24 protein-coding genes and 1 riboswitch are annotated in these 25,204 nt (G+C 73.2%); of the genes, 7 read left to right on the top strand and 17 right to left on the bottom strand.

Annotation, left to right across the window (positions count from 1 at the left end; translation table 11 throughout):
* Positions 1-165: 165 nt before the first annotated feature.
* The 11 genes from ACIQD7_RS26535 to ACIQD7_RS26485 form a co-directional block, all read right to left on the bottom strand.
* A complete protein-coding gene (locus ACIQD7_RS26535) occupies positions 166-1,545 on the bottom strand; it encodes an NAD(P)/FAD-dependent oxidoreductase (protein ID WP_078968552.1) in 1,380 nt (459 codons plus the stop codon).
* Between the two features lie 413 nt (positions 1,546-1,958).
* On the bottom strand, positions 1,959-2,873 hold the full coding sequence (locus ACIQD7_RS26530; RefSeq protein ID WP_402444811.1) for an exopolyphosphatase: 915 nt from the start codon (positions 2,871-2,873) through the stop codon (positions 1,959-1,961).
* Positions 2,870-3,499 carry a DUF501 domain-containing protein gene (locus ACIQD7_RS26525; protein ID WP_402444809.1) on the bottom strand — a complete coding sequence of 210 codons (630 nt, stop codon included), beginning with the start codon at positions 3,497-3,499 and terminating at the stop codon, positions 2,870-2,872. Before ACIQD7_RS26525 ends, ACIQD7_RS26530 begins: the two co-directional genes overlap by 4 nt.
* Before the next feature lie 39 nt (positions 3,500-3,538).
* The gene (locus ACIQD7_RS26520) at positions 3,539-4,009 is read right to left on the bottom strand and encodes a septum formation initiator family protein (protein WP_121831641.1); all 471 of its coding nucleotides are present in this window, start codon (positions 4,007-4,009) and stop codon (positions 3,539-3,541) included.
* 113 nt (positions 4,010-4,122) lie between these two features.
* Positions 4,123-5,415, bottom strand: a complete 1,293-nt coding sequence (eno, locus tag ACIQD7_RS26515; RefSeq protein WP_402444808.1) for a phosphopyruvate hydratase — start codon at positions 5,413-5,415, stop codon at positions 4,123-4,125.
* A 356-nt stretch (positions 5,416-5,771) separates the two neighbouring features.
* Positions 5,772-6,482 carry a transglycosylase family protein gene (locus tag ACIQD7_RS26510; RefSeq protein WP_402444806.1) on the bottom strand — a complete coding sequence of 237 codons (711 nt, stop codon included), beginning with the start codon at positions 6,480-6,482 and terminating at the stop codon, positions 5,772-5,774.
* 3 nt (positions 6,483-6,485) lie between these two features.
* Positions 6,486-6,703, bottom strand: a riboswitch (cyclic di-AMP (ydaO/yuaA leader).
* A gap of 214 nt (positions 6,704-6,917) precedes the next feature.
* A complete protein-coding gene (locus tag ACIQD7_RS26505; protein WP_402444804.1) occupies positions 6,918-7,967 on the bottom strand; it encodes a transglycosylase family protein in 1,050 nt (349 codons plus the stop codon).
* Positions 7,968-8,127: 160 nt separating this feature from the next.
* A complete protein-coding gene (locus ACIQD7_RS26500) occupies positions 8,128-9,495 on the bottom strand; it encodes a cytochrome P450 (RefSeq protein ID WP_402444802.1) in 1,368 nt (455 codons plus the stop codon).
* 150 nt (positions 9,496-9,645) lie between these two features.
* The gene (locus ACIQD7_RS26495) at positions 9,646-10,605 is read right to left on the bottom strand and encodes a nucleoside triphosphate pyrophosphohydrolase (RefSeq protein ID WP_402444800.1); all 960 of its coding nucleotides are present in this window, start codon (positions 10,603-10,605) and stop codon (positions 9,646-9,648) included.
* A 19-nt stretch (positions 10,606-10,624) separates the two neighbouring features.
* Positions 10,625-11,305, bottom strand: a complete 681-nt coding sequence (locus ACIQD7_RS26490) for a SurA N-terminal domain-containing protein (protein WP_402444798.1) — start codon at positions 11,303-11,305, stop codon at positions 10,625-10,627.
* 80 nt (positions 11,306-11,385) lie between these two features.
* Positions 11,386-12,381: a glycosyltransferase family 2 protein gene (locus tag ACIQD7_RS26485; RefSeq protein ID WP_402444796.1), complete on the bottom strand. Its 996-nt coding sequence runs from the start codon at positions 12,379-12,381 to the stop codon at positions 11,386-11,388.
* A gap of 125 nt (positions 12,382-12,506) precedes the next feature.
* Here ACIQD7_RS26485 and ACIQD7_RS26480 point away from each other — a divergent pair, with 125 nt between their 5' ends.
* Complete coding sequence (locus ACIQD7_RS26480) at positions 12,507-14,828, top strand: YfhO family protein (protein ID WP_402444794.1); 2,322 nt, start codon at positions 12,507-12,509, stop codon at positions 14,826-14,828.
* Here ACIQD7_RS26480 and ACIQD7_RS26475 read toward each other — a convergent pair.
* Together ACIQD7_RS26475 and ACIQD7_RS26470 are read right to left on the bottom strand one after the other, a co-directional pair.
* Positions 14,782-15,369, bottom strand: coding sequence for a VanZ family protein (locus ACIQD7_RS26475; protein WP_402444792.1), 588 nt, complete (start codon positions 15,367-15,369; stop codon positions 14,782-14,784). The two genes, ACIQD7_RS26480 and ACIQD7_RS26475, sit on opposite strands and share 47 nt — an antisense overlap.
* A gap of 28 nt (positions 15,370-15,397) precedes the next feature.
* Positions 15,398-15,958 carry a GNAT family N-acetyltransferase gene (locus tag ACIQD7_RS26470; RefSeq protein WP_402444790.1) on the bottom strand — a complete coding sequence of 187 codons (561 nt, stop codon included), beginning with the start codon at positions 15,956-15,958 and terminating at the stop codon, positions 15,398-15,400.
* Positions 15,959-16,019: 61 nt separating this feature from the next.
* Between ACIQD7_RS26470 and ACIQD7_RS26465 the strand changes: the two genes are divergently transcribed.
* From ACIQD7_RS26465 to ACIQD7_RS26450, 4 genes are all read left to right on the top strand, one after another.
* Positions 16,020-16,391 carry a PadR family transcriptional regulator gene (locus ACIQD7_RS26465; protein ID WP_121831632.1) on the top strand — a complete coding sequence of 124 codons (372 nt, stop codon included), beginning with the start codon at positions 16,020-16,022 and terminating at the stop codon, positions 16,389-16,391.
* Positions 16,388-16,969, top strand: a complete 582-nt coding sequence (locus tag ACIQD7_RS26460; RefSeq protein WP_161373909.1) for an HAAS signaling domain-containing protein — start codon at positions 16,388-16,390, stop codon at positions 16,967-16,969. Before ACIQD7_RS26465 ends, ACIQD7_RS26460 begins: the two co-directional genes overlap by 4 nt.
* A 26-nt stretch (positions 16,970-16,995) precedes the next feature.
* Positions 16,996-17,613, top strand: a complete 618-nt coding sequence (locus tag ACIQD7_RS26455) for a GNAT family N-acetyltransferase (RefSeq protein WP_402444787.1) — start codon at positions 16,996-16,998, stop codon at positions 17,611-17,613.
* Between the two features lie 157 nt (positions 17,614-17,770).
* Positions 17,771-19,144, top strand: a complete 1,374-nt coding sequence (locus ACIQD7_RS26450) for a DUF4157 domain-containing protein (RefSeq protein WP_402444786.1) — start codon at positions 17,771-17,773, stop codon at positions 19,142-19,144.
* A 37-nt stretch (positions 19,145-19,181) separates the two neighbouring features.
* Here the strand turns inward: ACIQD7_RS26450 and ACIQD7_RS26445 are convergent, their stop codons facing one another.
* The 3 genes from ACIQD7_RS26445 to ACIQD7_RS26435 all read right to left on the bottom strand — a co-directional run bounded on the left by ACIQD7_RS26445 (position 19,182) and on the right by ACIQD7_RS26435 (position 22,126).
* Positions 19,182-20,921, bottom strand: a complete 1,740-nt coding sequence (locus ACIQD7_RS26445) for an FG-GAP repeat domain-containing protein (RefSeq protein WP_402444784.1) — start codon at positions 20,919-20,921, stop codon at positions 19,182-19,184.
* A 122-nt stretch (positions 20,922-21,043) separates the two neighbouring features.
* Entirely contained in the window at positions 21,044-21,661 is a 618-nt protein-coding gene (locus tag ACIQD7_RS26440; protein WP_402444782.1) for a hypothetical protein, read from the bottom strand.
* A gap of 72 nt (positions 21,662-21,733) precedes the next feature.
* Positions 21,734-22,126 (bottom strand): hypothetical protein, encoded by a 393-nt coding sequence (locus ACIQD7_RS26435; RefSeq protein WP_402444780.1) that lies wholly within the window; start codon positions 22,124-22,126, stop codon positions 21,734-21,736.
* A gap of 175 nt (positions 22,127-22,301) precedes the next feature.
* On the opposite strand from ACIQD7_RS26435, the gene ACIQD7_RS26430 reads away from it, so the two are divergent.
* Together ACIQD7_RS26430 and ACIQD7_RS26425 are read left to right on the top strand one after the other, a co-directional pair.
* Positions 22,302-23,144 carry a helix-turn-helix domain-containing protein gene (locus tag ACIQD7_RS26430; RefSeq protein WP_402444778.1) on the top strand — a complete coding sequence of 281 codons (843 nt, stop codon included), beginning with the start codon at positions 22,302-22,304 and terminating at the stop codon, positions 23,142-23,144.
* On the top strand, positions 23,126-23,332 hold the full coding sequence (locus ACIQD7_RS26425) for a DUF397 domain-containing protein (RefSeq protein ID WP_402444776.1): 207 nt from the start codon (positions 23,126-23,128) through the stop codon (positions 23,330-23,332). The genes ACIQD7_RS26430 and ACIQD7_RS26425 overlap by 19 nt, the downstream gene beginning before the upstream one ends.
* 48 nt (positions 23,333-23,380) lie before the next feature.
* On the opposite strand, the gene ACIQD7_RS26420 is transcribed toward ACIQD7_RS26425, so the two are convergent.
* Positions 23,381-25,102 (bottom strand): FG-GAP repeat domain-containing protein, encoded by a 1,722-nt coding sequence (locus ACIQD7_RS26420; RefSeq protein ID WP_402444774.1) that lies wholly within the window; start codon positions 25,100-25,102, stop codon positions 23,381-23,383.
* Positions 25,103-25,204 lie beyond the last annotated feature (102 nt).

Below are 25,204 nucleotides of genomic sequence, written 5' to 3'. Positions count from 1 at the left end.
CTCCGTGATCGGTGTCCCGGAAACGTCCGTCCCCCAGGGAACACCGTGGGTGGGCGCCGGCACTCCCGCCGGGGCGCAACGAGTCGGCAAAACACGCGAAGGGCCGCCCGCACCACGGATGGCGGGCGGCCCTTCACAGGGGTACTGCCTACTGCTGGCGGAGCGTCAGGAGGCCTTGGCCTTCTCCTGCACCGGGGCGGCCGGGGCGGGGGCGGGCTTGGCGGCCTCGTAGAACTCCTCGCGCGGCGACTCGATGGCGCCGAGGGAGACGACCTCGCGCTTGAGGAACATCGCCAGGGTCCAGTCGGCGAAGACGCGGATCTTGCGGTTCCAGGTCGGCATCGCCATGCCGTGGTAGCCGCGGTGCATGTACCAGGCGAGACGGCCCTTGAGCTTGATCTTCACCTTGCCCATGACGATCATGGCGACGCCCTTGTGCAGACCGAGTCCGGCCACCGCGCCCTTGTTGGCGTGGCTGTACTCCTTCTGCGGGAAGCCGCGCATCCCGGCCACCACGTTGTCGCCGAGGACCTTGGCCTGGCGCAGGGCGTGCTGGGCGTTCGGCGGGCACCAGGCGTTCGGGTTGCCCGCGCGGCGGCCGACCATGTCCGGGACCTGGGCGTTGTCGCCCGCGGCCCAGGCGTAGTCGAGGCCGTTGATCTGGAGCTTCTCGTTGCAGTCCACGTGGCCGCGGGGGCCGAGCGGCAGACCGAAGCGGGAGAGCGCCGGGTTCGGCTTGACGCCGGCGGTCCACACGATCGTGTTGGAGTCGACCTCCAGGCCGTTCTTCAGCACGACGTGGCCGTCGACGCAGGAGTCCATGGAGGTCTCGAGGTAGATCTCGATCCCGCGGCTCTCCAGGTGCTCCTTGCCGTACTGGCCGAGCTTGGGGCCGACCTCGGGAAGGATCTTGTCGGCCGCGTCGACCAGGACGAAGCGCATGTCCTCGCGCGACACGTTCTGGTAGTACTTCGCGGCGTCGCGGGCCAGGTCCTCGACCTCGCCGATGGTCTCCGCGCCGGCGAAGCCGCCGCCCACGAAGACGAAGGTCAGCGCCTTGCGGCGGACCTCCTCGTCGGTGGTCGAGTCGGCCTTGTCGAGCTGCTCGAGGACGTGGTTGCGCAGGCCGATGGCCTCCTCGATGCCCTTCATGCCGATGCCCTGCTCGGCGAGGCCGGGGATCGGGAAGGTCCGGGAGACCGCGCCCATCGCGATGACGAGGTAGTCGAAGGGCAGGTCGTACGCCTCGCCGACGAGCGGCGCGATCGTGGCGACCTTGCGGTCCTGGTCGATGGTGGTGACCCGGCCGGTGAGCACCTCGGCTCCGCGGACGACGCGTCGCAGCGGGACGACGACGTGGCGCGGCGAGATGCTGCCGGCGGCGGCTTCGGGGAGGAAGGGCTGGTAGGTCATGTACGACCGCGGGTCGACGACCGTGACGGTCGCCTCCGCGTAGCGCATCTTCTTGAGGATGCGCCGAGCTGCGTACAGGCCTACGTACCCGCCGCCTACTACGAGGATCCTGGGACGCTCCGTGGTGCTCATGCCATCGAGTATCCACCCCGTCCGGGGGGTGCGTTCGTGCGCCCCTTCACAAGGTTGGTGGACACCTCTGCTACACTCCGCCGCCCACGTGATCCAGGTCATGTTCCTGCAAAGGAACCGGGGTGCAGTGGCGAACGTTGTTCACCCCCCGTGAACTGGACCGGAGAGCCTCCGTTAACCCTGAACCGGAGGCCCCGTTCACGCGATGGAAACACCGGGCGGATCGGCCTCCGCACCTGCGAAAGGGCCCCGAGACACCCCTCGGAGGGCCCAACGGCCCCCTTCGGACTCCCTCAGGGCCCTTTTCCTTGTGAAGAACTTCACGAACTTTCCCGGCGGAACCCCTCGGGAAGGCTCGATAGCGCCCCCCTATGCGACGCATAGGGCCTTCCCATCGAGGTCCGCGCGACCGACTACGCGACGGACAGGGCGATCCCGTCGAGGATGTCGTGCTCGCTGACGACCACCTCGCGGGCCCCGACGCGCTCGACGATCTCCCTCAGGACGAGGGCTCCGGCGACGATCACGTCGACCCGCCCGGGGTGGATCACGGGGATCGCGGCCCGCTCGTCGTGGGTGGAGGCGAGGAGCCGGTCGGTGACCTCGGCGACCTGCTCGGCGGAGATCCGGGAGTGGTGGACCTTCTCGGAGTCGTACTCCGGGAGGCCGAGGGCGATGGCGGCGACGGTGGTGACGGAGCCGGCGAGTCCGACGAGGACGTCGGCCGTGTCGATCGGCACGGCCCCGGCGGCCAGGTCGAGCGCGGCCCGGACGTCGGCGCGGATCGCCTCGGCCTCCTCGGCGGTCGGCGGGTCGTGGCGGACGTGCCGCTCGGTGAGCCGGACGCAGCCGATGTCGACCGAGCGGGCGGCCTGGACGCGGTCGGTGCCGGTGACGAACTCGGTGGAGCCGCCGCCGATGTCCACGACCAGGTACGTCTCCGTGCCGGGCAGCTCGCCGGTGGCGCCGGCGAAGGAGAACGCGGCCTCCTGGTCGCCGGTGATGACCTCGGGCTCGACGCCGAGGATCTCCACGACCCCGCGCACGAAGTCGTCGCGGTTCTCGGCGTCGCGGGAGGCCGAGGTGGCGACGAAGCGGATCCGCTCGGCGCCCAGCTCCCGGATCACGGCGGCGTACTCGCGGCAGGCGGCGAAGGTCCGCTCCAGGGCCTCGGGGGCGAGCCGGCCCGTCCGGTCGACGCCCTGGCCGAGCCGGACGATGGTCATCCGCCGGTCCAGCTCGACCAGCTCGCCCGTCTCCGGGTGCACGTCGGCGACGAGGAGGCGGATGGAGTTCGTACCGCAGTCGATTCCGGCGACCCGGGTCACTTCTCCTCCCCCTCACCGGAAGCGTCGGCGGCGTCGTCGTCGACCGGCTTGAAGGCGAAGTGGCCGCTCTCGTCGCCCTCGACCGTCCAGCCGTCCTCCTCCTTCGGCACCACGCACGGGGTGACGCACGGGCCCTTGGCCCACCACTCCGGCAGCATCGCGAGGGCCTCGTCGCCGAACGGGTTCACGCCCGGGCCCGCGACCAGCGAGTGGCCGACGAGGACGTGCAGGCACTTGACCCGGTCCGGCATCCCGCCGGCGCTCGGGAAGCCCTCCAGGACCTCGATGGCGTCGCGGCGGGCGAGGTAGTCCTCGTGCGCGGCCCGGTAGGCGTCGGCGAGCTCCGGGTCGGTGGCGAGCCGGGCCTGCATCTCCTTCATGACCCCGTTGGCCTCCAGGGTGCCGATGGCCGAGGCCGCCCGGGGGCAGGTCAGGTAGTACGTGGTGGGGAAGGGCGTGCCGTCGGGGAGCCGGGGCGCCGTCTCGACGACGTCCGGCTGCCCGCAGGGGCAGCGGTGCGCGATGGCGCGCAGGCCGCGGGGCGGCCGTCCGAGCTGGAGCTCGAAGGCGGCGACGTCCGCCTCGGTGGGCTCGGTGCGTTCGGTCTGCGGAGGGGGCGTTTGCATGTCTGCCTTGGGTGCCTAGGTCGTCGGTCGTACGGGAGGTCAGCGGCGGTCGGCGTTGTCCACGCCGTCCCAGAGGTTGTCGTACCAGGGGCGGTCCGCCGCGCCCTGATCGGCGCGGGGCCGCCGCTCCGCGCCGGGGTCGTTCACGGTGAAGCCGGTCTCGCCGGGAAGCACGTAGTGCAGGTGCTCGCGGGCGAGGCGGCGGACGTAGGCCGGGTCCTGGAGGCGGGCCTTCTCGTCCCTCAGCTCCTGCACCCGCCGGGCGGCCTCGGCGGCCCGGCGCTCCTGCTCGGCGATCTCGCCCTGCTGGGAGACGTAGCTGCGCATGGGATAGGCGAGGGCCACGACCAGAGAGCAGACGACGAGGGCGAGGAAGGCCGCGCGGCCGGTGAGCCGGGAGCGGCGGGCCTGACGGCGGGTCTGGGAGCGGTAGACACGGGCGGCGGTCTGCTCGCCGAGCAGCCTGATCCGGGTCGCGGTCGAGAACCGGTCCCGGTCCTTCACGGCCATGTCGTGTCGCCTCCCCTGTTCACGCGGACGTCCCCGCACACGGTACGGGACCGAGTGCGGGGACGTACGGATGAGAGCGGGTGTCCGCCTTCGATCAGCCCTTGCCGTGGCGATCAGTTCGCAGTGCGAAACCGCGGGAAGGCGCTGCGGCCGGCGTACACCGCGGCGTCGTCGAGGATCTCCTCGATGCGCAGCAGCTGGTTGTACTTGGCGACGCGCTCGGAGCGGGCCGGGGCGCCGGTCTTGATCTGGCCGCAGTTGGTGGCGACGGCCAGGTCGGCGATGGTGACGTCCTCGGTCTCGCCGGAGCGGTGGGACATCATGCACTTGAAGCCGCTGCGCTGGGCCAGCTCGACGGCGTCGAGGGTCTCGGTCAGCGAGCCGATCTGGTTGACCTTGACGAGCAGGGCGTTCGCGGACTTCTCCTCGATGCCCCGGGCCAGGCGCTCCGGGTTGGTGACGAACAGGTCGTCGCCGACGAGCTGGACCTTCTCGCCGAGCTTCTCGGTGATGACGTTCCAGCCGGCCCAGTCGTCCTCGAACAGCGGGTCCTCGATGGAGACCAGCGGGTACGCGGCGACGAGCTCCTCGTAGTACTCGGTCATCTCGGCGGCCGAGCGGGCCTTGCCCTCGAACTCGTACTTGCCGTCCTTGTAGAACTCGGAGGCGGCGACGTCGAGCGCGAGCGCGATGTCCTTGCCGGGCACGTAGCCGGCCTGCTTGATCGCCTCGAGGATGAGGTCGAGCGCCTCGCGGTTGGAGCCGAGGTTCGGGGCGAAGCCGCCCTCGTCGCCGAGGCCGGTGGAGAGGCCCTTGGACTTCAGGACGGACTTGAGGGTGTGGTAGACCTCGGTGCCCCAGCGGAGGGCCTCGGAGAAGGACTCCGCGCCGATCGGGGCGATCATGAACTCCTGGATGTCGACGTTGGAGTCGGCGTGCGACCCACCGTTGAGGATGTTCATCATCGGAACGGGCAGCAGGTGCGCGTTCGGGCCGCCCAGGTAGCGGAAGAGCGGGAGGTCGCTGGCCTCGGAGGCGGCGTGCGCGACGGCGAGGGAGACGCCGAGGATGGCGTTGGCGCCGAGCGAGGACTTGTCCGGGGTGGCGTCCAGGTCGAACATGGCCTGGTCGATCAGGCGCTGCTCGGTGGCGTCGTAGCCGACGAGCTCCGGGCCGATCTGCTCGATGACGGCGAGGACGGCCTTCTCGACACCCTTGCCCTGGTAACGGTTCGGGTCACCGTCGCGAAGCTCCAGGGCCTCGAACGCACCGGTGGAGGCGCCGGACGGAACGGCAGCACGGCCGGTGCTGCCGTCGTCGAGGCCGACCTCGACCTCGACCGTGGGGTTGCCTCGGGAGTCCAGGATTTCCCGGGCTACGACGACGTCGATGGACGGCACGAGCATCTCCTTCTGGGATGTGACGCTGGATGTGACGCAGGGCCTGTGCTGGGTCGCTCGGCCTTGCGACAAGAGCCTAACCGCCCCGGAGGCTCCGACCGGCCGGGCGCCCGCCCCCTGGGACGAAAAAGGACCCAAGGGCACGCACAACGGGGCGAAGGGCCCCAGATCTACTGGGCGGTAACCATCAAGTGGGTCGCGGAGGGGCTCCGGAGCCCCCTCGATACCCGCAATGCACAGCCCTCTCAATAAGGGGAACCCCGGTCCGGCGCGCACGGGGAAGCGCGCACCGGACCGGGGTGGTCACCGCGGGAGGGTCGTCGGGGGCGCGTGAGCCGCCGGACTCACGCGACCCGCCGGGCTCACTTCAGGTGGAGCTGCTGGCCCGGGTAGATCAGGTCGGCGTTCTCGACGACGTCCTTGTTCAGCTCGAAGAGCTGGGCCCAGCCGCCCTTGACGCCCTGGGCGTCGGCGATCTTGCTGAGGGTGTCGCCGGCCACGACCTTGTACTCGCCGTCGCCCTTCTTGACCGTCTTGCCGGTCGGGGTGGTGACGGTCTTCTTGGCGGCCTCGGGGGCGGCCTGGCGCTCCTTCTTCGGGGCCTGGCGCTGCTCGCTGCGGGTGGTCGGCTGCTCGGCCTTCCGCTCCTGCTTCGGCTGCTCCTGCTGCGGAGCGCTCTCGGCGGCGCCGCCGTCGTACGAGGCGCCGGAGAGGCCCACGCCGCAGCTCGGCCAGGCGCCCTTGCCCTGGCCCGCGAGGACCTTCTCGGCGATGGCGATCTGCTGGGACTTCGACGCCTGGTCGGCGGTGGAGGCGTAGGCGGTGCCGCCGTACGCGGCCCAGGTGGAGGCCGAGAACTGCAGGCCGCCGTAGTAGCCGTTGCCGGTGCTGATGGACCAGTTGCCGCCGGACTCGCACTGGGCGACGCGGTCCCACTCGGAGGACGTGGCGGCCGAGGCGGTGCCCGCGGTCATCAACGGGGCGGCGACGGCGATGCCGGTGACGCCGACGAGCGCGGCGAGCTGGGTGGCCTTGGAGGGACGGCGGTGTTTGCCCTTGACGGAAAACAGCATGGGGATTCTCCTCACCGACGCCTGCGAGGTGAGCTGTCGGGTTCGGGCCGAAGAGTTGCCCGGCCGCGTGTCCTAGCACGCGGCTTCACCCCAAGCCGGTCGTCGGCCGTCCGTCTCGACGGCCGGGGCCGGCACTTACCTTGGGTCCCCCGCTCCTGCCTACGGCGCTTGCGCGACGACTGTTCCCATCGGCCGACGGCAGGATTCGGCGTTTCGGTCGACGGGGCCCGCGGTGGCGAGCGGTGACGACCGTAGACACAGAACCCTCCGAAGTTCAAAGAGGCTCATACGACGAATTTCGCCTCTTCTTGCCCTTCGGAGGGGACTGTTTGCGCAGGTGAGGAGTGACGGAAGCGGAGTTTGCGGGCGCTGTGGGCCAGTTGGGGCAAAGAGACCCATGTCTCACTCGCCCGGAACCGGACATAAGCCGTCGAACTACCCCTCCGCCGGGACCGAACCCTTCGTCAGGTCGAGGTTCTGACCAGGGAGGATGAGGTCCGGATCGGTGCCCACGGTCCGCTTGTTGGCGTCATAGAGGGCGGTCCACCCTCCGGGCAGTTCGTTCGCCTGGGCGATGTCCGAAAGGCTGTCACCCGGACGCACGACGTATTCACCCGAAGAGCCCTGGCTGTCCGTTGCGTCCGAATTCTTCGCTTCGTCAGCAATCGGGGTCGAGTCAGGCTCTTCGGAAAGCTTGTCCTTGCCCGAGGCATGTCTACCGGATTCGGTGGAGCTGTCCGGCTTGTCGGTTTCATCCGGGGCGGCATCGCCCCGGTGCTTGCCCGTACCGGGCTCGGTCGACGACCCCTCGTCGCCCGGGACACCGGGCGTCACGGGCGCCACGGAGCCGTCGGGGGCGACCGGGACCGTCGGGTCGGACGGGTCGGACGGGAGCGTCGGGTCCGCCGGGTCCGCCGTCCCGGTCGATCCGGACGGCGCGGACGGCGTGGCGGGGGCGGTCGGCGCGGTCGGGTCCGCCGGGGTGGCGGGAGCCGTCGATCCGGCCGGCGCGGACGGGGTGGCCGGAGCGGTCGTCGGGACGGAGGCCTTCGGCGTCCCGGTGGACGGCGTGGTCGCGGAGGCGGCCGGCGAGCCGGAGTTCCAGCTCGACTCGGGGACGGGCGCCACGGAGGGCGCCGGGGCGGTGGCCGGACCCGGGTCCACCCCGGTGGGCTTCCCGTCGTTCGTCAGACCGGCGATCGGGGCGCAGGTGGCCCAGGCGTCGCTGCCCTTGGCGAGGGCCTTCTCGGCCACCGCGATCTGCTGGGCGCGGCTGGCCAGGTCGGGGCTGGGCGCGTACGCCAGGCCGCCGTGCCGCTCCCAGTCGCCCTGGGTGAGCTGGAGGCCGCCGTACATCCCGTTTCCGAAGTTGGCGCTCCACTGACCGCCGGACTCGCACTCGGCGACGCGGTCCCACGTGGCGGCGTCGGCGGCGGACGCGGATCCGGTGGCGAGCAGGGGCAGCGCCATGGCGGATCCGGTCACGCCCGCGGCGACGACGATGGCGGGGGCCTGACGGGGGCGACGGTGTCGTCCGTTCCCGGAACGCATAGGTACGCCTTTCGCGTGACGGCTGAGACTGCGGCGAAACGTAGCGGCATTCGAACGTCCGTCACAAGTCGATGGCCACTCGATCACATGAAGATCACATTTCTGACGGTCCGTTAGTGTGCGAGAGGGGTACGGAAGGGGAGAACTCCACCGGAAGCGTGCGCAAACCGCGCATGATGAGCCCGCCGCGCCACCGGAGTTCGGCCGGATCGGCGGCGAGCCGCAGGTCCGGCAGACGGGTCAGGAGGGTGGCGAGCGCCGTCTGTCCTTCGAGGCGGGCGAGGGGCGCGCCGAGGCAGTAGTGGATGCCGTGGCCGTAGCCGAGGTGCTGGTTGTCGCGCCGGGCGAGGTCGAGCACGTCGGGCCCGTCGAACCGCTCCGGGTCGCGGTCGGCGGCGGCGAGCACCACGAGCACCGGGTCGCCCGCCGGGATCTCCTGCCCGCCGATGGTCAGGGCCCGCGTCGCGTACCGCCAGGTCGCCATCTCCACGGGCCCGTCGTACCGCAGCAGCTCCTCGATCCCGGTCTCCAGGAGGCCGGTCTCCCCGGCGGCGAGGGAGGTCTGGAGGAGTCCCCTCTGTACGGGATCGCGGAGCAGCGCGTACAGACCGTTCCCGATCAGGTTGACCGTGGTCTCGAAGCCCGCGAAGAGGAGGATGAAGGCCATGGCGGCGGCCTCGTTCTCGGTGAGGTGCTCGCCGTGGTCGGAGGCCTTGATGAGCCCCGAGATCAGGTCGTCCCCCGGCGCCTCGCGCTTGCGGTGGATCAGCTCCGCGAGGTAGCCGCGCATCCTCTTCACCGACCGGGCGACGCCGCCGCGCGGGCCCCCGCCGTGCCGGATCATCATCCCGGCCCAGTCCCGGAAGTCGTCCTGGTCCTCCTCGGGCACGCCGAGCAGGTCGCAGATGGCGTAAATGGGGAGCGGGAAGGCGAACTCGTGGATGAGGTCCGCGCTCCCCTTCTCCGCGAACGCGTCGATGAGCCGGTCGGTCAACTCCTGGACGCGCGGGGCGAACTCGGCGACCCGGCGCGGGGTGAACGCCTTCGACACGAGCCGCCGGAGCCGGGTGTGGTCGGGCGGGTCGATGTTGAGCAGATGGGTCATCAGCTCGGCCTTGCGCTCGCCCGGAATGCCCGTCTTGCCCTTGGCGTGCGGGGACTCGTCGTGGTGCGCCGGGTTCTTCGACAGCCGCTGGTCCGCGAGGGCCTGCCGGGCGTCCGCGTACCGCGTCACGAGCCAGGCCTCGACCCCGCTGGGCAGCGTCGTCCGGTGCACGGGCGCGTGCTCCCGCAGCCAGGCGTAGGCGGGGTACGGATCGGTGGCGAACTCCCAGGTGAAGAGCGCGGGAGCGGGGTCCCTGCCGGGGGCGGGGTTCGCGTCGGGGGCCGGGGCCGCCCCGGAGGTCGGGCAGGAGGTCGGTGCGGGGTGCGGCGCGGGGTCCGGGGCGGTGCTGTCACTCACCCCCCGACCGTACAGCGCGCCCCCGCGCGCCCCCGGCGGCCCCGTACGGGACGGCCCGCACCTCCGCGCGTCCCGGCGGCCCGGACCGGACGGCCCGTGCCCTCACCGGGCCCGGCCCTCCCCTCTGTACGGCCGTACGGCGCTACCGCCTCACAGCCCCTCCGCCGCCCTGATCGCGTCCCGGTACGTCCGGGCAGCGGCCCGCAGCGCCGTCTCCGGGTCGACGCCCGCCGCCTCCGCGCGGGCCGCGAGGGCCAGGAGTTCGTAGCCGACGCCCCCGCCCGCCGGGACGGGCACGTCGAGGCCGGCCGACCGGACCCGGCCCGCGAGCTTCGCGGCGAGCGCGAGGCCGGGCTGGCCGAGCGGCACGCCGTCGGTGACGGACTCCCGCCGCTTCTCGACCGCCTTGGTCCGCTGCCAGTGGGCGTGGACCTCCTCGGGGGTCTCGGCGGTCGCGTCCCCGAAGACGTGCGGATGGCGGTGGATCAGCTTCTCCACGAGGGCCCCGGCCACGTCGTCCACGGAGAACGGATCCTCCGGGTCCTCCTCGGCGATCCGGGCGTGGAAGACGACCTGGAGGAGGACGTCGCCCAGCTCCTCCCGGAGCGCGGTCCTGTCCCCGTCCTCGATCGCCTCCACCAGCTCGTACGCCTCCTCGATGGCGTACTTCACGAGCCCCTCGTGGGTCTGCGCCGAGGTCCAGGGGCACTCGCGCCGGACCCGGTCCATGACCTGGACGAGGTCGAGGAGGCGGGCGCCGGGCAGGTCGTACGAGCCCGGCAGCAGTTCGAGCTCCGGCATCGCGATCCGGCCGGAGCCGGCGAGCCGGGCGAGGCCGTCGGTCAGGCGCCGGTCGCCCTCGCCGGAGGCGAGGAGCAGGACCGTGCGGCCCCCGGCGCAGGCCCCGACCAGCTCCTCGGCGGTGGGCAGGGCGTGCTCGACGGCGACGTCCGCCTCCCGCAGGTACGGCAGCTGGGGGTGGTGTCCGTCGGGGCAGAGCACCCGGTCGGCGGCGTGCAGCGCCTGCCACGCGGGCCAGGACAGGAGTCCGGGGGCCACGCGGTGGCTGGCGGTGAGCAGGACGATGCGGCCGGGGCTTTCGGAAGTCACCCCCCGAACCTACCCGGCCTCAGGCGCCGGTCCCGACGGCCTCCGGGGCCTTGCTGATCTGCCGCAGCCAGGGCGTGGAGGCGGCGGCCAGCCGGATCTGGGCGTCGTCCCAGGCGCCGAAGCGCGGGTTCACGTCGATGGCGAGGTCCTTGGAGGCCGCGGTGAAGACGTCCGTCAGCTTCTTCTGGCCCTCGGGGCTGTCGTCGGCGCCCACCTCGGCGGCGATCTTGTTGAGGAGGACGTTGCGGCGGACGACGCCGTCGATCTGGCCGGGGGCCACGCCCTGCTCCTGGAGGAGGGCGGCGGCGAGCCGGTCCTCGCCGCCGCTCTGGCGGACGAAGGCGGTGCGGGTCTGCTGGAGCTCGGCGCGGCTGGCGGTGACGCCGTTGTCGCGGGCGACCTTCTCGACGACCCGGTCGAAGATCATGCTGTTGAGCTTGCGGCGGCTGAGGTCGCCGGTGGCCGCGACGAGCTGCGCGGACTCCGGGGAGGCCGCCTGCGCGTCCCGGACGTCCTTCACCTGCGCCTGGAGGCTGGCGACGTCGATGCGCTCGCCGCCGACGACGGCCGCGGCCCCCGGGTGGGCGTCGTTGCCGCAGGCGGTGAGCAGCGGGGCCGCCGCGAGGAGCGCGGCGGAGACGGCGAGCGCCGTGCGGCGGTGCGTGCGGGGCTGCGTGCGGCGGAGCGTGCGGCGGTGCAAAGGAGCCTCCCGGGCTGGTCGTGCGTCAGTTGAACGACCTTGCGGTGATCGATGGTAGGGAGTCGCCGGGGCCGGAGCCACTACTTCGGAGCGACTGTTTCCCACAACGACTCACCCGTCACCCGGGTGTCGGCCCGCCCCGCCCGTTCCCCTCCTTCGCCCCCGGTCTCCTTCAGCAGGTAGTGGGGGCGGCGCTTCACCTCGTAGTAGATGCGGCCGACGTACTCCCCGATGAGTCCGACCATGACCATCTGGACGCCGGCGAGGGCGGTGACGGCGACGAGGAGGGTGACGTAGCCGGGGGTGTCGACGCCGTTGGCCAGGGCGTCGCCGACGATCCAGGCCGCGTAGCCGAGGGCGACGACGAGCAGCAGGAGGCCGAGGTGGACGGCGGCGCGCAGCGGCTTGTTGTTGAAGGAGAGGAGTCCGTCGAGGCCGTAGTTGAGGAGCTTGCCGAAGGTCCACGCGGAGCGGCCCTGCTCGCGGACGGCGTTCTCGTAGGAGAAGGTCGTGGTGCGGAAGCCGACCCAGGCGAAGAGGCCCTTGGAGAAGCGGTTGTACTCGCCGAGGTCGAGGACGGCGTCGACGGTCCGGCGGGAGAGGAGCCGGAAGTCCCCGACGCCGTCGACCAGTTCGACGTCCACGAGCCGGTTGACCGCCCGGTAGTAGAGGCGGGCGGTGAGGGTGCGGGTGACCCGGTCGCCGTCGCGGGTGCGGCGGGCCACGACCTGGTCGTACCCCTCGGCGTGCAGCGCGACCATGCGGTGGACCAGCTCGGGAGGGTGCTGGAGGTCGGCGTCCATGATGACGACGGCGTCGCCGGAGGCGTGCCGGAGTCCGGCGAGCATCGCGGCCTCCTTGCCGAAGTTCCGGCTGAAGGAGAGGTAGCGGGTCCGGCGCGGGTCGTGCGCGGCGAGCTCCCGCAGGAGCGGAAGGGTCCCGTCCCGGCTTCCGTCGTCCACGTAGACGATCTCGTACGCGCCGTCGAGGCGGTCGAGTTCACCGGTCACGCGGTCGTGGAAGCGGGCGAGGACGTCTTCCTCGTTGAAGCACGGCACGACGATCGAGAGCAGCACGCGGACCACGACAACGGAGCGCGGTGACCCGCCCGGTCCGGACGGATGGCCTCCAGGAGACCATCGCGTGAACGGCCCCTCCGGGCCCTGGCCTTCCCCGTTTTCGCTGGCATATTCGACCCGTCATGCCGAAGAACAGCCGCGCCTGCCTGCTGGCCGCCCTCCTCTCCGCCGTCGCCGTCTGCGGCGGGGACGCCGTCGCCCGGGTCTTCCCCTTCGGGCCGCGCCACCGGGCCGTCAACGACCTCGCCAACCAGTTCGTGCCGTTCCACGCGCACCTGTGGGACCTGCTGCGGGGCCGGGCGGACGGCGGGCTCCTCCTGGACTGGCGGGCGGGCTGGGGGACGTCCTTCCTGCCCGACTACGGCACGTACCTGTCGAGCCCGTTCGCCCCGCTGGTGGCGCTCTTCCCGCGCGCGGACGTCGAGTGCGCGGTGTACGCGATCACGGTCCTGAAGACGGCGGTCGCGGCGGCGGCGATGACGTTCCTGCTGCGCCGCCTCGGCCCGGGGGCGTGGTGGTGGGCGGCGGTGCTCGGGGCCTCGTACGCGCTGTGCGGCTGGTCGCTGGCGGAGGGCGCGTACAACCCGATGTGGCTGGACGGCCTGATCGCGTTCCCGCTGCTCTGCCTGGTGGGCGAGTGGGTGCGGGAGGGGCGGCGGCCGCTGCTCGGCCCGCTGGTGGTGGCGGTCTGCTGGGTCGCGAACTTCTACACGGCGTACATGGCGACGCTGGGCGCGGCCCTGGTCCTGTTGGTCCGGCTGGCGGCGACGGACTCCTTCCGGGCGCGGACGCTCGGGCGGGCGGCGGTGACGGCCGGGACCGGGGTGGGCCTCGCGGCCCCCGTCCTCCTGCCGGTCCTCCTCGGCTCCCGGCACGCCCACCCGGGCCTGGTGCGGGAGTTCGCCCCGGTGGCCGGGACGGACTTCCTCGCCCGGCTGCTCCCGGTGACGTACGGCTTCGCGACCCCGGCGGCCTTCGTCTGCACGGCGGCCCTGCTCCTCGCGGCGGCGCCGGCGTTCCACCGGGGCGTGCCGGTCCGGGAGCGGTGGCTGTGGCCGGGGCTGTGCGCGGCGGTGGCGGCGTCGATGCAGTGGGGCCCGACGCATCTGCTCTGGCACGCCTTCGCGACGCCGAACGGCAGCCCGTACCGGCAGACGTTCGTCCTCTCCGGGGTCCTGGTCCTGACCGCCCGGACGGCCCTGGCGCACGGCCGCCCGGACCGCCGGGCGGTGACCGGCGGCGCGGCCGTCGTCCTGGTCCTGGCGCTCGGGGCGCTGCCGAGCCCGGTCCTCACCCCCTGGGCGCTCCTCCTCGCGGGCGCGGGCCTCGCGGCCGTGGCGGGGGCGCTCCTCCTCCCCCGCCGGGGCCGGTACGGGGTGCTGGCCGCGCTCCTGGTGACGGGCACGCTGCTCGGGCAGGCGTCGGCGACGACGGCGTACGCGGACCGGGAGCGGCTCGTGCGGCTCGACGACTACCCGCCGCTGGGCGCGGAGCAGGAGCGGCGGGCGGCGGCCCTGGCGGCGGCGGACGGCTGGCCCGCGTACCGCACGGACCCGGGTCTGCCCCGGGTCGCGGGCAACGATCCGCTGCTCCTGGGCGGGCAGGGCGCCGCGTACTACAGCAGCCACACCCCGGCGGTCCTCACGGCCACCCTCGACGCGCTGGGCGGCGGCTGGACCTCGCGGGGCCGGAACCTGCTCGGCCTGGACAACCCGGTGACGGACGCGCTGTTCGGGGTGGGGGCCCGCTGGCGGGACGGCCGGGTGGTCCGTACGGAGACGTTCCTGCCGCTGGTGACGGTACGGCCGCCGGGTCCGCCCCCGGCCTACGGCCGCTCGCCCTTCCGCAACCAGGAACTCCTGCTCGGCTCCCGGGTGTACGAGGCTCCGCACGCGGGCGCGTGCCGGGTCGGCACGGAGGTCTTCCTCTGGGCCCCGGACGCCACGGGCCCGGCCCGCCTGGGCGGGCGCGAGGTCCGGCTCCTGGGCGGCCGCCCGAAGCGGCGGGCGGCGATGGTGTCCCTCGGCTTCCAGCGGACCCCCGGCCTGCGGCCGTCGCTCCCGGGGCCCCTTCCGGACTCCGGCGCGCTCGGCTGCCTGGACCACGACCGCCTGCGCACGGCGGTCACCGCCCTGCGCGCCCGTGCGGCGACCTCGGTGGAGGTCACCCCGTCCGGCCTGCGGGCCGTCCTCCCGCCGGGCGGCGGCACGGCGGTCGTGGCGGCCCCGCGCCTCGCGGGCTGGCACTGCGAGGGCGCCGAACCGACCGCGTACGGCGGCCTCCTGGCGGTCCCTCTCGGGGACGGTCGTACGGAACTGGCCTGCTCCTTCCGCCCGCCGGGGCTGCGGGCGGGGCTCGCGGTGGGGGCGGCCGCGGGGCTGGTGCTGCTGCTCCGGGTCAGACCCGGGTCCCTCCTCCGGCGCCGGAGGGCAGCGGCGGGGTGAGCCGCCGCGTCCGGGGCCGCCGGGTCCAGCGCCGGACCAGGACGGCGCCCAGGGCGGCGCCGGAGGTGTTGAGGAGGACGTCGTCGACGGAGCTGACGCGGCCCAGGGAGAGCGCGTACTGCGCCACCTCGACGGTGACGGAGAGCGCGGCCCCGGTGAGGGCGGTCTTGAGCACGCGGCGGCGGCCCGGCCAGACGAACGCGGCGGCCGCGCCGAACGGGACGAGCAGGAGGACGTTGCCGACGAGGTTGACGGCCCGCACGTCCGAGAGGTCCACGTCGGCGTGGGCCGAGGCGTCCAGGATCTCCCGGAGCGGGACCGCCGAGATCCGGTTCTCCGTCCCGTACCCGTGCGCGAGCGTGACGAGCAGGAACGGCACGAGGGCGAGGAGCGCCACGGCGGCGAAGACCGCCCTTCCCCGCCCCCGGTCGGCGGTCGGCGGACGCCCCGCCTCCCGCCGCGCCCGGCGGGCGCCGATCGCGGCGGCGAGCGCCGTCAGGCAGACGGAGACGAGGATTTCTCCTCCATGCGTTCCCAACACGGTCCTCCCGGAAGATCTCCTCCGGCGGCTACCCGGGCGCGGGGCTCGCAAGCCCGTCCGGGGGCGCGTCCGGGGAGGCCGTCCGCAGCTCCCAGCGGACCTCGCCGTCCTCCGTCCGGTCGGTGGGGGCGAGGCCGGCCGCGCGGGCGACGGCGGCGGAGGCCGCGTGGCGGGGGTGGACGTGGGCGACGACGGTCCGCACGCCCCGGGCCGCGAGGAGCCCGACCAGGCCCCCGGCGGCCTCGCGGGCGATGCCCCGCCCCTGCCAGGCCGTGCCGACGACCCAGGCGACCTCGGCGGTCCGGCCGCCGTCGGTGACGGTCGCCTGCACGGTGCCGGTGAGCCGGTCCTCGGCGCGGAGCCGTACGACCCAGTTGTGCCAGGTCACGGCCGGGTCGGGCGATCCGGCGGTCAACCGCTCGTAGCGCGCCCGCAGTTCGGGCGGGGGCAGCGGGGCGCCCCCGATGAAGGCGTGCAGGGCGGGGTCGGCCAGGACCTCCGCCATCTCCCCGGCGTGCGCGACGGCGAGCGGGACGAGGTCGAGTCGCGCGGTCCGTACGGTGCCGGGTCCTGGGGTCGGTTCGCTCACCCCGGGATCGTCGCACGCGGACCGTTGATCGGAACCCCTCCTCCGGAGTATCTTGCATAACATGGTTCCTGGCGAAGCAAGATCAGAGGCGGCCGGCAAGGTCGCCGTACAGCTGCGCAAGGGCGTCCTGGAGTACTGCGTCCTGGCGCTCCTCCGGGGCGGCCCCCGCTACGGCGTCGAGATCCTCGACGAGCTGGCCGCCGTCAGCGTCATGACCACCAGCCAGGGCACGATCTACCCCCTGCTGTCCCGGCTCCGCCGCGACGGTCTCGTCGACACCGAACTGCGCGAGTCGGCCACCGGGCCCGCCCGCCGCTACTACACGCTCACCTCGTCCGGCCGGGCCGCGCTCGCCGAGTTCACCGAGGACTGGCCGCGCTTCCGCGACGGCGTCGACCACTTCCTGACCGCGACTCCCGGAGGTTCCGCATGACCCGCACCGCACACCCCCTCGTGACCGACTACCTGGCCACGGTCGAGCGGGAGGCCTCCTTCCTGCCGGCCGGGCGCCGCGAGGAGCTCGTCGCGGACCTGCGCGAGCACCTCGACGTCGCCGTCGGCGAGGAGCGGGACCCGGAGCGGGTCCGCGCCGCCCTCGAACGGCTCGGCAGCCCGGCCGCGATCGTCGCCGCCGCCCGCGCGGAGGAGCCCGAGGCGGCCGTCGCCGCACCCCGGCCCGAGGGCACGGCCAAGAGCCGCACGACCCACACGGCCGTCGCGCTCGGCGCCACCGGCGTCGCCGGATACGCCCACCCCCTCCTCGGCCTGGCCGTCCTGATCGCGGGCCTCGTCATGCTGTGGACGTCCGACGCCTGGGACCGGGGCACCAAGGTCTTCGCGACCGTCCTCGTCTCCCTCACCCCCGTCGCCCTCCTCTTCGCCTTCGTGCTCGGCGGGGCGGGACGCATCGGCGTGTTCGAGCTGCTCGCCCTCCTCGTGGCCGGGGTCGCCCTCCCCGTCACGGCGGCGATCCGCCTGATCCGCGCCGCCCGCCGGGCGGGGACCCCCTGACGGACCAAGATCATCACGGGTGCAGAATGACCCGTATGCCCCTGACGAACACACCGAAGACGGCCGTGATCGACGACGCTCCGGTCATCGGCCGCACGCTGGCCTCCGCCTTCGGCGACGACCCGATGATGCGCTGGTTCTTCCCCGACGACGCCACCCGCGAGGCGGGCCTCGGCCGGTACTTCACCACCCTCTTCACCCGGCAGTACGGCCTCCACGGCGTGTGCGAGCGCACCGACGCGGCGGCGGCCTTCTGGGTGTCGCCCGAGGGCGCGGAGAAGGCCGTCCCCGACGCGGAGACGATACGGGAGCTCCAGGAGATCCTGGGCGACCGGGCCGGGGCCTTCCGCGACGCGGTCACGGCCGCCGCCGGGCACGGCCCGGCCGAACCCCACTGGTACCTCGCCGTCATCGGCGCCGACCCCGCCGCCCGGGGGCGGGGCCACGGCTCCGCCCTCCTCCGCTCGGGCCTCGCCAAGGCCGACGCGGCGGGCCTGCCGGTGTACCTGGAGTCCTCCAAGCCGGACAACCTCCCGGTGTACGAGCACTTCGGCTTCGTCGTCCGCGACGAGTTCCGGCTGCCGGGCGGCGGCCCGGTCCTGTGGGCGATGCGGCGCGAGCCCCGGGCGGCACTGGGCGCCTGAGCCTCCGGGAGCACACGGTCCGCACCCCCTCTTCCGGGCGGGGGTGCGGAGTTGCCCGAACGGCCCGCCGAGTGTGCGCGAACCGCCCTTCACCGCGCCGTCCCGGCCGCGATGTCCAGGAACGGAGACCCCGCCCCCCAGGAGAGGCCCGTTCCCCATGCGTACGCGAGAACCCGGCAAGTCGTCCGCCGAGGGGGAGGCCCGCCGTCCGCCACGCGGGGCCGGGACGCCCCCGGCGGCCTCCCCCTCGGCGCTGCTCGCCCTCCAGCGCACCGCGGGGAACGCGGCGGTCGTCCAGCTGCTGCGCGGGGCCGGGCGCCTCGGGGCGAAGGCTCAGGGGGCCGGGGAGGCCGGGGAAGCCCGGGAGGCCGGGGAAGCCCGGGAGGAGCACCGGCACGGCGCCGACTGCGGCCACGAGCGGACCGAGCGAACTGGGCCGGCCGAACGGACCGAGCGGACCGAGCCGACGGGTCAGGCCGAGTCGACGGGTCAGGCCGAGTCGACGGGTCAGGCCGATCCGGCCGGTCGACCCCCGGTGCAGCGCTCCACCGTGCACGACGTACTGCGGTCCGGCGGCAGTCCCCTGGACGAGGCGACCCGCACCGACATGGAGGCGCGGCTCGGCGCCGACTTCTCCGACGTGCGCCTGCACACGGGCGCCGCGGCCCGGCGGTCCGCCGCCGAGATCGGCGCCCGCGCCTACACCTCGGGCAGCCACGTCGTCATCGGCGACGGAGGGGACGACCGGCACACCCTCGCGCACGAGCTGACCCACGTCGTCCAGCAGCGCCGGGGCCCCGTGGCCGGCACCGACAACGGCGGCGGACTGAGCCTCTCCGACCCCTCCGACCGCTTCGAACGCGAGGCGGAGGCGACCGCCCACCGGGTGCTGTCCGGCCCGGCGCCGACCGGAGCGGTGTCCACGCGGCGCCGTGCGGGGGCGCCCGCGCGGGACGTCGTGCAGCGGCGCAGCGACAACCCGCACGCCAAGCCGAACAGCCACCAGGGGTGGGACACGACCGCCCACCACGTCATCGCCCACTCGACCCTGGCGAAGGCCCTGGAGAGCCTCTCCGCGGAGGAACGCAAGGAGGTGCTGATCGCCGCCGTCCCCTCCGAGATCACCGAGGAGATGCTGAGGAACCTCCGGGTGACCGTCCCGGCGGGCGAGGACGGCAAGGCGTTCAGGAAGCGGCTGCAGGACGTGGACCGCCTGGCCGAGGACACGAAGCTGAACCGGGCCCACATCAGCGGCTACACCTTCTTCAAGTTCGCGGAAGGCGACATCAAGGCCGGGAAGCACCGCTACCTGGCCTCCGACGGCAGGACCTACACGTTCCACGGCGTCCCCGTCACCGGAGCGCAGGAGCGCGGCGGGTACGTCTACGTCCCGCACCCGGGGGCCGAGGACGTCGCCGCCCCGGAGGGCAAGGGGGGCGCGGAGACGCTGTTCGCCAGCTGCGAGCGGACCGGGATCCCCACGTCCACCTTCCTCCCCAAGGGGGTGTACAGCCCCAACACCCGGCGCTGAGCGACCCCCTGGCCCCCGCGCCCACTCCGGGAAAGCCCTAGAAGAGCAGGTCGTAGGTGTTCCATCCGGAACCGACGCGGGTGCGGGCGGTGAAGGGTGCGGTGGCCTTGCCGGTGCCCGTGTACAGCCACAGGGTCCCGGTCCTGTCGCGGGCGACGGCGTCGGCACGCCCGTCGTCGGTGAGGTCCCCGGTCACGACGAGCTGGTCGTACCCCTGCCAGCCGCCGCCGATCCGTACGCGGGCCGCGTACGGGGCGGAGGCCTTGCCCGTGCCCTTGTACAGCCACAGCCCCCCGGACGTGTCGCGGGCCAGCAGGTCCGCCCGCCCGTCGCCGCTCAGGTCCGCGCCGCCGGCCAGCCGGTCGTATCCCTGCCAGCCTCCGCCCACGCGCACGCGTGCCTTGAAGCGGTTGTCGTCGGTGAGCCTGCCGGTGCCCCCGTAGAACCACAGGACGCCGGACTTGTCACGGGCCACGAGGTCCACGAGCCTGTCGCCGTCGAGGTCTCCGGCCCCGGTGATCCGGTCGTAGACGTTCCAGCCGGAGCCGACGCGGACGCGGGGCGCGTACGTGCTGCTCCGGCCGGCCTGCCGGTCGTAGTACCAGAGGGTGCCGGTCGCGTCACGGGCGACGAGGTCGCCCAGGCCCCGGGTGGCGGCGGACGGCCGGACGGCGTCCCACGAGAAGGGCTCCTGCGCGTAGGGGGAGAGGGAGCTGACCGTGTTGTAGGTCTGCCAGCCCGAGCCCATCTCGTCGCGCGGGGAGAAGGGAGCGGCGCTGTTGCGGGTGCCGGCGTACTCCCACAGCCTGCCGGTGGTGTCGCGGGCGTGCAGACCGTGCCACGGCCGGACGGCACGGCCTTGGACGAGGAAGGGAGCGCTGGTCTGCTTGACGTCGGACTCGTCCCAGACGCCCTGGTCGTAGATGTCGTAACGGGTGTGGGCCTGGAGCTTCTGGGCGTACTGTCCCGGGCCGGAGGTCAGCTCGTACCCGATGACGTGGTCTCCGGGTTCGAGCGCGCAGGCGACGTTGGGAAGGTCGTCGGGCAGGGTCGCGTAGCGGATCTCGCAGGTGGCGCCGGAGCCGGTGGTGACACGGCCGATGCGGAGGGGCGGCGTGTCACGGGTGAGCTGGTTCTCGGCGCGGGAGAAGCGGAGGGTCAGTCTCCCGGCGTCGTTGGCGTGGACGCGGAGCTGCTGGCGGACCGTGCCGCCGTCCGGGACGGCCGGGAGGTCGAAGCCGACCGTGTTCAGGAGCGCGTGCGCGCGGGACTTGACGGTGACCTTGCCGGTGCCGCGCCGCCCGTCCGCCGGGAGGGAACCCGCGCCGCGGGCCTCCTTCACGGCCGCGGCGAGGTCACCGCCGGCCGGCACGTAGGCGAAGCCCCAGTACAGGGTGGTGTCGGTGGCGGTGGCGGGGATCTGGACGGCGGGCACCTGGTACGGAGCCCCCTCGCAGACGAAGACACCGGTGTACTCGGCGGGCTGCGCGCAGTGGCCGGCGCTGGAGCGGTACCCCTTCGGAAGACCCGCGCCCGCGCCCGCCGGGTCGGTCATCGGCCGCGTACCGACCGCGACGACGACCTTTCCCGGGAAGGTCGTGCCGGATTCGACGATCGGGTAGAAGCGCGGCATCGCGCCCGGCGCCGCCACCACGTCGTACCCCGACAGCCGCAGTTCGTCGGCGGCGGTCGCGGAGTGCGGGGCGAGGAGGGTCGCCGCGGTGAGGAGTCCGGTGGCCGCGCTGAGCACGGCCGTGCGGCGGGTTATGTGTCTCATGCGTCCTTCACGAAGAGTGTGGTCATGCCGGTGATCGCGGTGGCCCACCCGGCGGGGCAGAGCCTACTCGTTCGGTTTTCCGCCGAATCGGCTTACTGGACCGGGGCGTTCGGGTCGGCGCGTCAGCCCAGTGTGACCGTGCGGAGGGGCCGGCCCGTCTCCCGGTCGAGGTCGATCAGGTGGACCCGTTCGGTGCCGTCCTCGGCGAACCCCGTGACCAGGCGGACGCGGTCGGGGCCGTCCCAGGCCGCCTCGACGAGGGCGTTCTCGGCGACGTCGCCGTTGAAGTGGCCCACCCGCCAGCGCTGCTTCGTCGGGCCCCATCCCTCGTCCACGTAGACCCACCACAGCGGGTCGATCATGTCCGCCCCCTCCTCGACCACGAGGCTGCGGTCGTCGCGGCCGGGGGCCGCCGTGTCCGAGGTCTCGGAGGCGGCCCCGAAGGTCCCGAAGAGGAAGAAGGGGAAGGACGCCAGGAGGACGAGCCCCAGGGCCACCCCGGTCAGGACGCGGACAACGAGACGGCGCACCGCGACGATCAGCGCCGCCGCGAACAGGCCCGCCACCAGGACGCCGAAGAGCAGCGGATGGTCGAACAGCCGGGCCGCCCACAGCAGTCCGCCGTCCCGGCCGGCCCAGCGGCCCACCGCCCCGGCCAGGACGAGGCACCCGGCCGCCAGCACCATCGCGCGCAGGGAGAACCGGACCTTACGGCCCTGGACGGCGGTCTCTTCGGTCATGCGCGGTCGCTCCCCGACTGGTCCTCGTGACGTCTCCCACCCATGACCCGCGCGGGACGGGAAAGGTTGCGGTCAGGGATGGTCCCGGTCCAGGTGCCGGCGCATCAGGACGTTCGCGTCCGTCTCCGCGCTGCGGTCGAACCGCTCCCGGGCCTCCCGCCGTTCCCGTACCAGCAGCGCGCAGGCCACGCAGTGCGGTACGGGTCGGGGCGGGCGGCTCAGGTCCGGCACCGGGACCGGCGCCCCCGCCCCCGTACGGGCCCGGTCGTTGGCCGCGCGCACGCCCGCGCTCAGCCGCTCGGCGGGAGTGGCCGGGCGCAGGTCGGCGGGGTCCGCCTGCCACTCCCGGCCACCGCCCACGGGCCGCAGCATCGCGTACGGCCCGGCCTTCCCCCGGAACTCCCCCACCACACGCGCCACCCGGTCGTACACGAGCGCCCCGCGCTCCGGTCCCTGCGACTCCATGCGCCCTGTCTCCTTCTCCTCCACCGCCTGCGCGGAGCGCCACGAGTGGACTACCGTGCGTGTTCCGGGTACGAGACGAGGATGGCCCGGTTCCAGGGAACGTGGAGCGCGGTCGGGCGGTACTTCTCCAGGTGGCGCGGGTAGTTCCACATCTTCCACAAGGGGAGGTCGCGCCATGCCGGCGAGACGGGCGGTCACGGGCCGGAGTCAGGAACCGAGGAAGCGGTTCGCGGAGGAACTGCGGCTGCTGCGGGCCGAACGGGAGCTTCCCCTGCGGAAGCTGGGCGAGGCCGTGGGCTGGGACTGGTCCCTGTTCTCGAAGATGGAGAACGGGGAGACACTGGGCGGCCCGGAGGTCGTCCAGGCGCTGGACCAGTACTACGGGACGCCGGGGTTGTTGCTGACGCTGTGGGAACTGGCGATGGGCGACTCGACCCAGTTCAAGGAGCGGTACCAGCGGTACATGAAGCTGGAGGCGGACGCGGTGAGCCTGTGGCACTACGCGGCGGGCGCGCTGCCGGGCCTCCTCCAGACGAAGAAGTACGCGCAGTTCTTCCTCTCGGCGGGCGGCATGGACGGTGAGGAGCTGACGACTCAGGTCGAAGCGCGGATAGGGCGCCGCGAACTGCTGTCGGGGGAGAACCCGCCCCCGTTCCGGTCGATCCTGTCCGAAGCCGTGCTCCGGACCCCGCTACCGAACAAGGACTCCTGGCGGGAGCAGTTGGAGTACTTGATCAAGATGAGCGAGCAACGGAACATCACCGTCCAGGTCGTACCGAACTCGGTCGGCCCGCACGCGCTGACGAACACCCACGTGGTGTTCATGCGCACTGCGGACGGGCCTGCGGTCGCATGGGTCGAGACGGGCTATTCGGGTGAACTGGTCGAGGACGCGGCAGCCGTCGAGCGACTTCAAGTCCGCTACGATCTGGTCCGTGATCAGGCCCTTTCCCCGGTCGAATCACGGGAGTTCATCATGGACATGCTGGAGGCAGTCTCATGCACATCGTTGACCTGAGCCGCGTCGCATGGCGTAAGAGCTCCTACAGCAACCAGGACGGCGGCGAGTGCCTGGAGGTCGCCGACAACCTCCCCCACGTCCCCGTCCGCGACAGCAAGACCCCCACCGCCCCCGCACTCGTCTTCGCGACGAGCGCCTGGGCGTCCTTCGTGGACGGGGTCAAGGGCGGGCCGTTCGGGGGGTGACGGAACGGCCCCCGCCCGCCAGGGGCGGAGGCCGCTCGGTCAGGGGTGTCAGAACAGCAGGTTGTACCGCTGCCAGCCGCCGCCGATCCGGGCGCGGGCCGCGAACGGCTTGGAGGCGACGCCCGTGCCCTGGTAGTACCAGAGCGTGCCGGAGGCGTCCCGGGCGACCAGGTCCGCCCTGCCGTCCGAGCTGAGGTCGCCCGGCGACACGACGGAGTTGTAGGCCTGCCAGCCGTGGCCGACCTGGACGCGGCCGGCGAACGGCCGGGACGCCGTGCCCGTACCGGCGTACAGCCACTGCCTGCCCGCCGTGTCGCGGGCCACCAGGTCCGGCCTTCCGTCGCCCGTCAGGTCGGTGCCGCCCACGAGCGAGTTGTAGGCGCCCCAGCCGGCGCCGATCCGCACGCGGGTGCCGAAGGGGGTCGTCGTGCTGCCCGTGCCCGGGTAGAGCCACAGCACGCCCGCCGTGTCCCGCGCGAGCAGGTCCGCCTTCTTGTCACCGGTCAGGTCGGACGCGCCGACCAGGGAGTTGAAGGCGTTCCAGCCGGCGCCGACGCGCTTGGGGGCCTTGAAGACGCCGCCGTCGCCGGAGGTGGGGAGGAACCACAGCACGCCGCTCTTGTCGCGCGCCACGGCGCCGGGGCCGGTGCTCTGGACGGTCACCGGGGCGAGCCGGGTGATCGCCGAGTACTGGTTCCAGCTGGAGGGCCCGCCGACCAGGTCGCTGTAGCCCAGCGGCTGCTTGCCCTTGCCCGTACCGAGGTAGAAGAACAGGTCGCCGGAGGGGGTGCGGCCGATGAGCTGGTAGCGCGGGACCACCGGGACCGGGCTGGAGACCGTGAAGTCCGCGGCCTTCTCCGGGTTTCCGGTGCCGAAGCCGTACACCTCGTAGACGGCGGTGTTGCGCAGCCGCCAGGCGGGCGACTTCGCGTCCGCCCTCAGGCCGTAGGTGATCGTGTAGTCGCCGGGGGCCTTGACGTCGCAGCGGATCTCGCCGCCCCAGCCGATCTCGCCGAACGAGTGGTCGCACTCGGCACCGGCGGCTCCGGTCGCGGTGACGCCGTCGACGGTCACCTTCAGCTCGTTCTCGTCCCAGCGCCGTTCGCCCGGCGCGGGGGACAGGCTCATGTTCAGCTTGCCCTTGTCCACCGCGTGCAGCTTCACCGTGTGCTTCACGGTGCCGCCCGCCGGGAGCGTCGGCGTGGACAGGGTCATGGTGTTCTGCGCGACGTGCGCCTTGGTCCGCACCGTGACCGTGGCGTGCGACCGGCGGTCGCCGATCGCCTTGGTGGCGGCGGTCTGCGCCTCCTTGATGCCCGCGTCGACGCTCTTGCCGCGCGGCACGTAGACGAAGCCGTAATAGGCCGTCGTGCCGTTCGCGGCGGAGCCCGTCGCCGAGATCTCGGGCGTGGGGAAGCCCACGTCCTTCAGGTCGCACAGGTAGACCCCGGCGATCCCCTGCTTCGGCGCGCAGCCGTCCGCCCGCTCCACCTTGAGGCCGGCGGGCAGGCCGCCGCCGGACCACGTGGCGTCCTTCAGCGGCTTCCTGCTCAGCGCGTAGACGAACGTGCCGTCCGGCCGGCCGGTGTTCTGCCCGCCGGAACCCGACGGCGACAGCTCGGCCCGGCCCTCGCCCGGCATGAGGACCTTGTCCTCGACCGGTTCGGTGTAGTACGTCGGGTCCCCGGCGGCCACGGCCGCCCCCGCCCCCACGAGGCCACCGGTGGCGAGCAGCACGGCCACGACACCGGTTCCCAGAAGTTTCCTCAACGAATCCCCCACTGTCGATTGATCGAACAATCGCGCGGAAAGTAGCACGGGGGTGGGACACCGCCACGCGGCGGGGCGCGGACGGACCGCTCGCCGGACCGC

Source organism: Streptomyces sp. NPDC093071, assembly GCF_044754545.1.
Classification (GTDB): domain Bacteria; phylum Actinomycetota; class Actinomycetes; order Streptomycetales; family Streptomycetaceae; genus Streptomyces.
The sequence above is the reverse complement of the archived record's forward strand: the minus strand, read 5'-3'. Positions and strand labels throughout refer to the sequence as shown.